The organism is Enterovirga sp. GCM10030262 (genome assembly GCF_042666435.1).
In the GTDB taxonomy this organism is placed as follows: Bacteria; Pseudomonadota; Alphaproteobacteria; order Sphingomonadales; family Sphingomonadaceae; genus Allosphingosinicella.
In genome coordinates this window covers 183160-192589 of record NZ_JBHTDC010000002.1, presented here as the reverse complement: position 1 = coordinate 192589, position 9430 = coordinate 183160, and the positions used below count along the sequence as shown (strand labels likewise).

Here is a 9430-nt window from a genome sequence, read left to right as displayed (position 1 = left end):
AGTCGTCGTCAAAATTTTACCAGTTGCGCGCTATCATGCTCCGGTCCGGCCGCAGGAGTAGATTTCAGCGATGTCAGGAGCGCTCGTCACGGCATCGCCGGTGGACCCGCGCGCGCGGGGAGCGCCGGCCGCGGCCGCGCTTCGCGCCGCTGCGGGGCGGCTCGGCGTGCGCGTGCACCGGGCGGAGGAGATGCCGGAGACGCTGCGCGAGGGGTGGCAGGCGCTGGCCGCCGAGGCGGCGGAACCCAATGCCTATGCCGAACCCTGGTTCGTCGCGGCGGGGCTCCACCATTTCGCCAAGCCAGGCGAGGTCCGCCTGATCGAGGTCCGGAACGGCGCCGAGCTTGTCGGAATCCTCCCGCTCGCCGTCGAGCGCTGGCATGGGCGCATCCCGGCCCGCCATGTCGAGAACTGGCGCCACCATCACGATTTCCTCGGCACGCCGCTGGTGCGCGCCGGCTTCGAGCAGCCTTTCTGGAGCGCGGTGCTGGCCTGTCTCGACGCGGCGGACTGGGCGCCGGGCTTCCTCCACATCGACGGACTGGCCGAGAATGGCCCTGTCCATCGCGGGCTCGCCGCCGCCGCCGCCGCGATCGGGCGGAATTGTCCGATCGTCCATGGCCTGACGCGGGCCGCTTTGGGCAGCACCCTCTCGCCCGAGGCCTATTTCGAAGCCAATGTCCGCAAGAAGAAGCGCAAGGAATTGAAGCGGCTGACCAACCGGCTGGCCGAGGAGGGCGGGCTCGCGGTCGAGACGCTGGGGGCGTCGGACGAGGTCGGGCCGTGGTGCGACGCCTTTCTCGCGCTGGAGCGCGCCGGATGGAAGGGGCGGCGCGGCACGGCTTTGGCCTGCGAGCCGGCGACCGAAGCCTTCTTCCGCGAGGCGATAGCGGGCGCGCAGGCCGCCGGGCGACTCGATTTCCTCCGGCTGAGCGTCGATGGGCGGCCGATCGCGATGCTCGCCAATTTCATCACCCCGCCCGGCAGCTTCTCGTTCAAGATCGCGTCGGACGAGGAATTTGCCCGCTTCTCGCCGGGCGTCCTCATCGAACTGGAGAATCTGCGGGTGCTGAGGCGCGACGATGTCGCCTGGATGGACAGCTGCGCCAGCGAGGATCACCCGATGATCGACAGCCTGTGGGGCGAGCGAAGGAGGATCGTCCGGGTGTCGGTTCCGTTGAGCGGCTTCCGCCGTCTGTGGGCCTATCGCCTGTGTCGGGCGCTGGAGATCGTGTCGGCGCGGCGGCGGCTGATCTTCGGCGGAGTCGTGGCGGCGGCCGGCGCGGAGCAGTTCCTGTGAGCGCCGCGCCATTCGGCGACGCCGCGCTGCGCGATCTCGCCGCCGCCTATCCCGAGCGGCCGGCGATGTTGAGACACGAGCTTATCGATCATCCGCTCCTCCGGCTGGAGGCGCTGGCGGAGCTGGCGCAAAGGCTGCGCCCGGTCGACGTCGAATACAATAAGGGCGACCTGCCGGTCGGGATCGATCCCGCCGCGACTCCCGCCAACGGTCTCACCGTCGCCGAGACGATCCGGTCGATCGAGCATTGTGGATCGTGGATGGTGCTGAAGTTCATCGAGCAGGATCCGGTCTATCGCGAGCTGCTGGAGAGCGTACTGGCGGGGCTGGGCGAGGCCGTCATGCCGGTCACCGGCCCGATGCTCAAGAAAGAGGGGTTCATCTTCATCTCCTCGCCGGACGCGGTGACTCCGTTCCACTTCGATCCCGAGCATAATATTCTGCTCCAGATACGCGGGCGAAAGAGGATGACGATCTTCCCCGCCGGCGACGAGGAGCTGGCCGGCGCCGAGCGGCACGAGGCGTTCCACCGCGGCGGCCATCGCAACCTGCCCTGGCGCGACGGCTTCGCGGTCAAGGGCATCGCTCACGATCTCGGGCCGGGCGACGCGGTCTATGTGCCGGTCAAGGCGCCGCATTGGGTGAAGAACGGGCCGGAAACGTCCGTCTCGCTTTCGGTCACGTGGCGCTCCGAATGGAGCTACGAGGAGGAATATGCCCACGGCTTCAACCATCTGATGCGGCGGATCGGCGTCGATCCGGCGCCGCCGCGGCGCTTCCCGCACCGGAACCCCGTCAAGTCCGCCGCCTATCGCGCGATCGAGAAGGCGCGGCGGACGGCGCGGGGCCTGAGACCGTGAACGCTCCCTGGATGAACGCGCCCCGCATCACCGTCGCGATGAGCGTCTACAACAACGAGGCCTTCCTCGCGCAGGCCGTCGAGAGCATCCTCGCGCAGAGCTTCGGCGATTTCGAATTTCTGATCGTCAATGATGGCTCGACCGACGGCTCGCCCGCGATCATCGACGGCTTCGCCGCGCGCGACCCGCGCATCCGGGCGATCCACCAGGAGAATCGCGGCCTCGTCGCCAGCCTCAACCGGATGATCGAAGAGGCGCGGGCGCCGCTCATCGCGCGGATGGACGGCGACGATATCGCGCTGCCGCTCCGCTTCGAGCGCCAGGTCGCTTTCCTCGACGCCTATCCGGATTACGGCGTCGTCGGGGTCAATACCCACGACATAGACGAGAAGGGCATCATCCACCGCGCGTTCGACTTTCACCCGCTCGACCATGACAGCTTTGTCGCGGCGCTGCCGGACGGGCCGCCGCTCTGCCATTCGTCGGTGACGATGCGGCGTGAGGCGGTGCGCGCGCTCGGCGGCTACCGCAAGGCGTACCGGCATTGCGAGGATTACGACCTGTGGCTGCGACTGGCCGCGCATACCCGGCTGTGCAGCCTGCCCGACCGTCTGTTCCACTATCGCCGATCCGACGGGCAGGTCAGCGTCCGCCATATCGTCGCCCAGCAGACCGGCGCGGCCATAGCCTGGGCCGCCTATCGCGAGCGGACGGCGGGGCGACCCGACCCCACCGAAGGGTTGGAGCAATTGCCGCGCCTCGAGGAGCTGGACGCATTGTTCGGCCGAAAGGGCGTCACGGCCGAGGTGCGGTCCCGGGTCGCGCTTGGCCTGCTCCATTCGAGTTCGGCGATGGGTGGCGAGGGCTTCACGATGCTGATCGACCATATCCGGGACGGCGGCACCCGGGACGGGCTGTGGCGCACGGTGGCGCGGCTGGTGAAGTTCGGCCAGCCGCTTCAGGCCGCGCGCCTGGCCGTAGCGCTGGCGACCCACTAGGGCGTGTTCCCCGGCGGAGGCCGGAGCCCAGTTTCTTCCTACGGTGGCGCTGGGCCCCGGCTTTCGCCGGGGAACGGCCCGTCGCGGAAATTGCACATCGCTGTGCCGGGGCGGGACAGGACGCCGGCGCCGGCCAGGCCAACCCCTTGAACGGAGGGTTAAGAAAGTCTTAACTTGAGAGGCATGAACCGCCTCTCGCCTCTCATCGTTCGTCGTGTCGGAGCCTTCGCGCCTCAGCCGATGGGCGAGTTCTCCGATCGGGCGCGGGAGGAGCGGCCCGACCCCCTGCAGGATCTGAAGCTGTTCGCGACGGGCTGGGTCGGTGGGCTCGTCTTCTTCGGAACCCTGCTCGCCTGAAGCCTAATCGCAGGCGAGGTGGAGCTTCCAGGCGATCCAGGCCGCGCCGAGGCTCGCCACCGCCACCATCAGCAAGGTCTCCGCGACCGACACGCCAAGCTGGACGAGCAGGGTCAGCAGCAAAGCCGCCAGCACCATCGCGCCGGAATTGACGATGTTGTTCGCCGCCACGGTGCGCGCCGTCTCGGACTTGGGCACGGTCGTGGTGAGGAAGGCGTAGAGCGGCACCACGAACATGCCGCCGGCGACGGCCACGCCGAACAGGTCGAACATCACCCATTCGGCGCGGGGAATCACGACGAAGGTGCGCAAGTCCATCAGCTCGCCCTCGGCCGGGGTCCAGTGGAGGACATTCCAGTAGAGGTGGACGATGAACAGCCCCATCGCGATCGAAGCGGCGGGCGCATATATGGCGAGGACGCGGCCCGCCAGCAGCCGGTTGATCAGGATCGATCCGACCGCGACGCCGACCGAGAAGATCGCCAGGAACAGGGTCGCCACTTGCTCGTCGGCCCTGAGCACATTCTTGACCAGAGGCGGGAATTGCGCGGCGAGCACCGCGCCCTGGGCCCAGAAGAAGCTGATCGCGACGATCGCGAGGAACAGGCGCGGGATGTGCATCGTCCCGCTCACCAGGGCGATCGAGGCGCGGATGATGTGCCAGTCCATCCGCGCGATCGGGGCGTCGGGCTCGGGCGGGGCGGGAGGCACCTGGCCGCCGGTCAGCCGCCCGACCAGCGCCACGGCGAGCACCCCGGCCGCCGCCGCCGCCGGGGGGATGAGCCCGCCGGCGATGGTGCCCATCAGGATCGCGCCATAGGTTCCGGCCTCGACCAGGCCGGTGCCGCCGAGCACCTCCTCCTTCGCCAGATGCTGCGGCAGGATCGCGTATTTGATGGGGCCGAAGAAGCTCGAATGGACGCCCATCGCGAACAAGGCGGCGAGCATCATCGGGATGTTCTGGAGCAGGATGCCCCCCGCGCCGGCGACCATGATGGCGATCTCGGCGGTCTTCACGAAGCGGATGATACGCGCCTTGTCGATCGCATCGGCGAGCTGCCCGGCCAGCGCGGAGAACAGGAAGAAGGGCAGGATGAAGACCGCGCCCGCGACGGCATTGAAGGTCGCCTCCTTGGTCGGGTCCGAGTAGACGTGGTAGGTGACGAGGATCACCATCGCGGTCTTGAACAGATTGTCGTTGAACGCGCCCAGGAACTGGGTGGCGAAAAGCGGCAGGAAGCGGCGCTTGCCGAGCAGCCGGAGGGACGGGGTCATCGGGGCGGGCGTCCGCGCGGGCCGGCGACTGTCAATATCCGCCCTTGCCCTCGCCGCGCGGCACCGGCCGGAAGTCGCGGACGAAGCGGTCGAGCAAGCGGACGCCATAGCCGGCCGCGCCCTGGGGGACGGTCGGCTCGGCCGCATCGTTCCAGGCGGTGCCGGCGATGTCGAGATGCGCCCAGGGCGTCGCCGGATCGACGAAGAAGCCGATGAAGTGGGCGCCATAGCCGGCGCCGGGCGCGCCGGTGCCGCTATTCTTGATGTCGGCGATGTCGGATTTCACGTCTTTGGCGTAGGACGGATGGAGCGGCAGCCGCCACACATCCTCGCCGGTGGCGTCGCCGGCGGCGAGCAATTGGTCGGCGAGCGCGTCGTGGCGGCTCAGGAGCCCCGCATATTCGGCCCCCAGCGCGCCGACGACGGAGCCGGTCAGGGTGGCGATGTCGATGATCGCCGCCGGATCGTAGCGCGCCTCGGCGAGCGACAGCGCGTCGGCGAGGACGAGCCGCCCTTCCGCGTCGGTGTTGATGATCTCGATGGTCTTGCCGTTGCCGGCCTTGACCACGTCGCCGGGGCGGCTGGCGGACCCGCCCGGCATGTTCTCGGCCAAAGCGGCGATGGCGACGACGTTGACCGGCGCGCCGGCCTTGGCGAGCGACAGGGCGGTGCCGACCACGGCCGCCGCGCCCGACATGTCGGTCTTCATCTCCCACATGCCGTTGCCGGGCTTGAGCGAGATGCCGCCCGAATCGAAGGTGATGCCCTTGCCGGCCAGCACGATCGGCGCCGCCGGGGCGCCTTGTCCCCGATAATGGACGATCATCATCCGCGGCGGACGCGCCGAACCCTTGCCGACGCTGAGGATCGAGCCGAGGCCAAGCCGCTCCATCGCCGCCACGTCGAGCACTTCGATCTCGACGCCGCCGACGCCGGCGAACGCCTCGCGGGTCCGCGCCACAAAGCTTTCGGGATAAACGGCGTTGGCCGGCTCGCTGATCAGGTCGCGCACGAAGGCGACGGCCTCCGCCAGCGGCTCGCCCTCGCGCTCGAAACGCGCTTTCGCCGCGCCGGCGTCGGCGGTGACGATGGTGAGGGGGGCGACCTTGCCGGGGGCGCGCTTCTTGGCGGGATCGGCATATCTGTAGCGGTCGAAGCTGTAGCCGCCAAGGCTGGCGCCGACGCCGAGTTGCACGGCGGCGTCGGCCGTGGAGGGAGCAAGGCCTTTCGCCAGCAGCGCCACCGGCCCGTCATTGCCCGACGTCTCCGCCGCCGCCGTGCCGCCAATGTCCTGGAGCGCGGCGGCGTCGAGCGGCTCGGCGCCGGTGCCGACGACGACCAATTGCGACCAGGGCCCGACGCCGCGCAGCGTCATGGAGGAGCCGGGAGCATAATCGAACTCGGCCGAGCGCAGCGCCCGGGCGATGGCTTCGCGGGTCGCGGCGTCGATGCTCTCGCCCCGGCTCGCCAGCTCCGCCTCGCTCGCCAGCGCGACCACCAACGCTCCGCCCGCCGGCGCCTGTTCCGCGAAGCCGATCGGTCGGGCGGCCAGAGCGGGGGTGAGGGCGGTGGCCGCCATGAACGCGATCGCCGCGAAAAAGCGCATGTTCCAGGTCTCTCCTGTGCGGGGGAATTTTCCCTTCTCTTGTCGCAGCTTTGGCCCCGGCACAAGCCCGCGCGGCCCGCATCCCTCGCGCCACTCCCATTCGCCGCGCAACCGCGCTAAGGGGGGAACCAGATGCTGACCCTGCCCAATATCCTCACCTTGTCCCGCATCTTCGCGGTGCCCCTGCTGGTCTTCCTGCTGTGGAAGCCGAGCTGGTTCGATTATGCGATCACGTTCGGGCTCTACTGCCTGGTCGGCATCACCGATTATTTCGACGGCTATCTCGCCCGGACGCAGGGCACGGTGTCGCGGCTCGGCATGTTCCTCGATCCGATCGCCGACAAGATCATGGTCGCGGCGGTGATCGTGATGCTGGTCTCGTCGCGCAATTCGAGCGGCGAGCCGATCATCCACAGTTTCCACATCGTCCCGGCGCTGGTGATCCTGCTGCGCGAGATCATCGTCTCCGGGCTGCGCGAATTCCTCGCCGGGCTCCAGGTCTCGGTCCCGGTCAGCCAGCTCGCCAAATGGAAGACGACCTTGCAACTGGTCTCGCTGGGTGCATTGATCCTCGGCGGCGCCGTGCCGCAATTCCCCTGGGTGCACGATGTCGGGCTCATCAGCCTTTGGGCCGCCGCGGTGCTGACCCTGGTGACCGGCTGGGACTATCTGCGGGTCGGCCTCAAGCACATGGATTGATCTGCTCCCCGGCGAACGCAGGGGTCCAGCTTCGACCGCCGGACTGTGCCCCGGCTTTCGCCGGGGAACAGAGCGCTATGCCGGGGGCAGCAGGACCGCTTCGGTGACGTGGAAGACGCCGTTAGCCTGGGCGATATCGGCCTGGGACACCGGGCTGCGCCGGCCGTTCGCGTCGGTGACGACGATCCTTCCCGCTTCCATCGTCACCCGGATGGTGCCGCCCTGCGCGGTGCGATAGCTGGCGCCGCCGCCGCCGGCCTGGACGTCGGCCATGATCTGGGAGCGCGACCGGGCGCCGGGGACGATATGGTAATTGACGAGGCCGGCCAGCTCCTGCCGGCTGCGCGGATGCATCAGCGCCTCGATCGTTCCGTTGGGCAGCAGGCGAAAGGCGGCATCGGTGGGCGCGAACAGGGTGTAGGAACCCTGGCTCGACAACCGGGGCGCCGCGCCCGCCGCGTTGATCGCGGCGACGAATATCTTGTGATCGGCGGAATTCTGGAGGTTCTGCTGGATCGTATAATGGGGGTACATGGTCGCCCCGCCGACCACCGGCAGGCTCGGCGCGGGTGGCTTGGGTTGCTCGCGCTGCGCCGGGGCGCAGGCGGTGACGGCGGCGATCAGCGCCAGCGCGAGAACGCGGTTGAGCAGCATGGTCATCAAGGGCTCCGTCGGCCGTCAGCGGGACAAAGCGATATAGGGGCGGAGCGCGCGTATGGAAACCGCCTCAGGCGGCCGCGCGCAGCGCTTCGGCGAGCAAACGGAACTCCTTCTCGCGCGGGCTGCCCTTGCGCCAGATGAGGGCGATGCGCCGCGCCGGATGATCGGCGTCGAGCGGCCGGGCGATGACATGGGTGCCGTTGAGGATGCCCGCGTCCACCGCCATCTGCGGCAGCATCGTCATGCCGAGGCCGTTATCGACCATCTGCACGAGGGTGTGGAGCGACGTCCCCATCATCGCCGCCTCGGCGCGGAGCTCCGGCCGGTTGCAGGCGGCGAGCGCATGGTCCTTGAGGCAATGCCCGTCCTCGAGCAGCAGCAGCCTGTCCTCGTCGATCGCGGCGGGGGTGACGTGGAGCGGCGGCTCCTCCGCCATGTCCGGCGGGAAGGCGACGAACAACCGGTCCTCGAACAGCTCCACGCTCTCCACGTCGCCGCAGCCATAAGGGAGGGCGAGCAGCACGCAATCGACCTGGCCGCGGTGCAGCGCATCGCAGGCCGCCTGGCTCGGCTCCTCGCGAAGGTAGAGCTTGAGCTCCGGCCAATCCGCGCGGAGCTTCGGCAGCAGGGTGGGAAGCAGGAACGGCGCGATGGTCGGGATCACGCTCATCCTGAGCTCGCCCGACAGCGGCTTGCCTGCCGCCCGCGCCAGATCGGCCAGCTCCTCGGCCTCGCGCAGGATGCGCCGCGCCTTCTCGGCGATCCTCAGGCCCAGCGGCGTGAAGCGCACCACGCGCCGGGTGCGCTCGACGAGGGTGACCCCGATCAGCGATTCCAGCTCGCGGAGCCCCGCCGACAAAGTGGATTGGGTGACGAAGCTCGCTTCGGCCGCGCGGCCGAAATGGCCATGCTCCTTCAAGGCGACCAGATATTGCAGCTGCTTCAGCGTGGGCAGGTAGGTGTTCATCGCTTCTCTCGATTAGTAGGAGCGATCTAATCAATTGGATCAATGGATGCCAGCACGCATATAGCGCGCCTACCGATTCACTCATTCCCAAAAATCAGGAGACGTACATGCTCACCGTTGGTGACAAGCTTCCCGAACTCACGCTCCCCGTGCAGCAGGGCACGTCCGCGCTGCCGGCCGACGAGTCGATCAATCTCGCTGACACCAACGGCAAGTGGAAAATCCTGTTCTACTGGCCGAAGGACTTCACCTTCGTCTGCCCGACCGAGATCGTCGGCTATGGCGACCTCAAGGGCGATTTCGAGGATCGCGACGCGGTGCTGATCGGCGCCTCGACCGACACCGCCCATGTCCACTTCGCCTGGCGCAAGTCGGACGAGCAGCTGGCCAATGCCGATTTCCCGTGGATCGCCGACAATTCGAAAAAGCTGGCCGACGCGCTCGGCATCGTCCATCCGGACGAGGGCGTCGCCTATCGTGCCACCTTCATCGTCGATCCGGACAATGTCATCCAGCACGTCACGGTCAACGGCCTCAATGTCGGCCGCAACCCGCAGGAGACGCTGCGCGTGCTCGACGCCCTCCAGACCGACGAGCTTTGCCCGTGCAACTGGAACGAGGGCGAAGACGTTCTGAAGCCGCTCGCCGCCTAAGCGGGGCCAGCGCCATTTCGGAGGCGCCTCAAGACCCGAAGCTTCCCCCCCAGCT

General features: G+C 68.4%; 10 protein-coding genes. 6 read left to right on the top strand and 4 right to left on the bottom strand.

Going from position 1 to position 9430, the window contains the following annotated elements; genetic code table 11:
* Positions 1-70: 70 nt before the first annotated feature.
* The 4 genes from ACFQRC_RS10075 to ACFQRC_RS10060 all read left to right on the top strand — a co-directional run bounded on the left by ACFQRC_RS10075 (position 71) and on the right by ACFQRC_RS10060 (position 3515).
* Positions 71-1300, top strand: coding sequence for a GNAT family N-acetyltransferase (locus tag ACFQRC_RS10075; protein WP_379960777.1), 1230 nt, complete (start codon positions 71-73; stop codon positions 1298-1300).
* Entirely contained in the window at positions 1297-2160 is an 864-nt protein-coding gene (locus ACFQRC_RS10070) for a cupin-like domain-containing protein (protein WP_379960775.1), read from the top strand. The genes ACFQRC_RS10075 and ACFQRC_RS10070 overlap by 4 nt, the downstream gene beginning before the upstream one ends.
* Positions 2161-2171: 11 nt before the next feature.
* On the top strand, positions 2172-3158 hold the full coding sequence (locus tag ACFQRC_RS10065; RefSeq protein WP_379960773.1) for a glycosyltransferase family 2 protein: 987 nt from the start codon (positions 2172-2174) through the stop codon (positions 3156-3158).
* Between the two features lie 183 nt (positions 3159-3341).
* The gene (locus ACFQRC_RS10060) at positions 3342-3515 is read left to right on the top strand and encodes a hypothetical protein (RefSeq protein ID WP_379960771.1); all 174 of its coding nucleotides are present in this window, start codon (positions 3342-3344) and stop codon (positions 3513-3515) included.
* A 3-nt stretch (positions 3516-3518) separates the two neighbouring features.
* Here ACFQRC_RS10060 and ACFQRC_RS10055 read toward each other — a convergent pair whose 3' ends face one another.
* Positions 3519-4790, bottom strand: a complete 1272-nt coding sequence (locus tag ACFQRC_RS10055) for an MFS transporter (protein WP_379960769.1) — start codon at positions 4788-4790, stop codon at positions 3519-3521.
* 31 nt (positions 4791-4821) lie between these two features.
* Positions 4822-6396 carry a leucyl aminopeptidase gene (locus tag ACFQRC_RS10050; RefSeq protein WP_379960767.1) on the bottom strand — a complete coding sequence of 525 codons (1575 nt, stop codon included), beginning with the start codon at positions 6394-6396 and terminating at the stop codon, positions 4822-4824.
* 132 nt (positions 6397-6528) lie between these two features.
* Between ACFQRC_RS10050 and pgsA the strand changes: the two genes are divergently transcribed.
* Entirely contained in the window at positions 6529-7095 is a 567-nt protein-coding gene (gene pgsA / locus ACFQRC_RS10045; RefSeq protein WP_379960765.1) for a CDP-diacylglycerol--glycerol-3-phosphate 3-phosphatidyltransferase, read from the top strand.
* 75 nt (positions 7096-7170) lie between these two features.
* On the opposite strand, the gene ACFQRC_RS10040 is transcribed toward pgsA, so the two are convergent.
* Positions 7171-7755, bottom strand: coding sequence for a fasciclin domain-containing protein (locus ACFQRC_RS10040; protein ID WP_379960763.1), 585 nt, complete (start codon positions 7753-7755; stop codon positions 7171-7173).
* 67 nt (positions 7756-7822) lie between these two features.
* Positions 7823-8722 carry a hydrogen peroxide-inducible genes activator gene (locus tag ACFQRC_RS10035; protein ID WP_379960761.1) on the bottom strand — a complete coding sequence of 300 codons (900 nt, stop codon included), beginning with the start codon at positions 8720-8722 and terminating at the stop codon, positions 7823-7825.
* 107 nt (positions 8723-8829) lie between these two features.
* Here ACFQRC_RS10035 and ACFQRC_RS10030 point away from each other — a divergent pair, with 107 nt between their 5' ends.
* Entirely contained in the window at positions 8830-9375 is a 546-nt protein-coding gene (locus tag ACFQRC_RS10030) for a peroxiredoxin (RefSeq protein WP_379960759.1), read from the top strand.
* Positions 9376-9430: the final 55 nt, after the last annotated feature.

Coding starts and splice junctions, on each gene's coding strand:
- ACFQRC_RS10050 (WP_379960767.1), bottom strand. CDS start 6,396: ATGCGCTTTTTCGCGGCGATCGCGTTCATGGCGGCCACCGCCCTCACC.
- ACFQRC_RS10040 (WP_379960763.1), bottom strand. CDS start 7,755: ATGACCATGCTGCTCAACCGCGTTCTCGCGCTGGCGCTGATCGCCGCC.
- ACFQRC_RS10075 (WP_379960777.1), top strand. CDS start 71: ATGTCAGGAGCGCTCGTCACGGCATCGCCGGTGGACCCGCGCGCGCGG.
- ACFQRC_RS10055 (WP_379960769.1), bottom strand. CDS start 4,790: ATGACCCCGTCCCTCCGGCTGCTCGGCAAGCGCCGCTTCCTGCCGCTT.
- pgsA (WP_379960765.1), top strand. CDS start 6,529: ATGCTGACCCTGCCCAATATCCTCACCTTGTCCCGCATCTTCGCGGTG.
- ACFQRC_RS10035 (WP_379960761.1), bottom strand. CDS start 8,722: ATGAACACCTACCTGCCCACGCTGAAGCAGCTGCAATATCTGGTCGCC.
- ACFQRC_RS10065 (WP_379960773.1), top strand. CDS start 2,172: ATGAACGCGCCCCGCATCACCGTCGCGATGAGCGTCTACAACAACGAG.
- ACFQRC_RS10030 (WP_379960759.1), top strand. CDS start 8,830: ATGCTCACCGTTGGTGACAAGCTTCCCGAACTCACGCTCCCCGTGCAG.
- ACFQRC_RS10060 (WP_379960771.1), top strand. CDS start 3,342: ATGAACCGCCTCTCGCCTCTCATCGTTCGTCGTGTCGGAGCCTTCGCG.